Below are 1131 nucleotides of genomic sequence, written 5' to 3'. Positions count from 1 at the left end.
GTCGCCGCCGGCCGCCAGGCGGGGCTCCAGCCGGGCGACCTCCCGCTGCCCGACCCGGCCGATGACCGGCGGCAGGTATCCGCGGATCGCCTGCATGCCGCGCAACCACCCCTGCGCGTAGACGTGGTGGCTGCGCCGTTCCACACCGGCGACGATCCGGTCCACCGCGGGCCCGAGCGGATACGTGCGGTTCGCCGGCCACGGCAGCCGCTTGCGCACGTCGCGCAGCACGTCGTCCTGGTCGGCACCGCGCACCATGTCGGTGTCGGTCCAGCTCAGGTAACCCACCCCGACCCGCACGCCCTTGTGGCCGACCTCGGCCCGCAGACTGTGCGCGAACGCCTCGACGCCGGACTTCGACGCGCAGTAGGCCGTCATCATCGGCGCGGCCGTGATCGCCGCCAGTGAGGCGATCTGGAGCAGGTAGCCGCGGGACTCGACAAGCAGCGGCAGGAACGCCCGGGCGGTCACCGCGCTGCCGATGAGGTTGACCTCGACGACCCGGCGCCAGGCGTCGGGGTCGGAGTCCGCGAACGGGCCGCCCAGCGCGACCCCGGCGTTGGCGACGACCACGTCCACCCTGCCGAAGTACAGCCCGACCTCCCGGGCCACCTCACCCATGGCGACGTGGTCGGTGACGTCGGCGTGCCAGTACGCGGCGTCCCGTTGCTCCGCCCGCAGCGAAGCCGTCACCTTCTTCAACTCGTCTGGTTCCAGGCCCACCAGGGCGATGCGCGCGCCCCGGGCGGCGAGCCTGCGGGCCAGCAGTTCACCGACGCCGCGGGCGCCACCGGTGACGACCACGACCTGACCGGTCAGGCTTCTACGGGTCACGAGTTCCCCCTCAGGGTCTGGAGCCGGCCGGGTCGCTTCACGTGGTCGTCGACGAGGCACCGCAGCACCTCGGCCACCGTGTCCGGCGCTTCGATCGGCGTCATGTGCCCCAGGCCCTCCAGTTCGTGCAGGGAGGTGCAGTGCGGCAGGGCCTCGGCCAGTTCCCTGGCGTGCAGCGAGGGGGTGAGCCGGTCCCGGGTGCCGGCGACGACGGCGGTCGGCGCGGTCAGGCCCGGCAGCTTCGCCCACAGGTCGAGCGTGCCGAGCACCGCGCCCCACGCCGCGCGCACCGGGCGC

2 protein-coding genes are annotated in these 1131 nt (G+C 73.9%); both read right to left on the bottom strand.

Features of this window, described 5'->3' with window-relative positions; all coding sequences use genetic code 11:
• A partial coding sequence (locus ACYVE9_RS27780; RefSeq protein WP_461030651.1) for an SDR family oxidoreductase occupies window positions 1–834 on the bottom strand: 834 nt, incomplete at its 3' end.
• Window positions 831–1131: alpha/beta fold hydrolase (locus ACYVE9_RS27775; protein ID WP_461030650.1), on the bottom strand; the 301-nt coding region annotated here is incomplete at its 5' end. The genes ACYVE9_RS27780 and ACYVE9_RS27775, both read right to left, overlap by 4 nt.

The organism is Streptomyces sparsus, from assembly GCF_054776295.1.
Note: the sequence above shows the minus strand (reverse complement) of the source record. Positions and strands in the feature narration are given on the sequence as shown.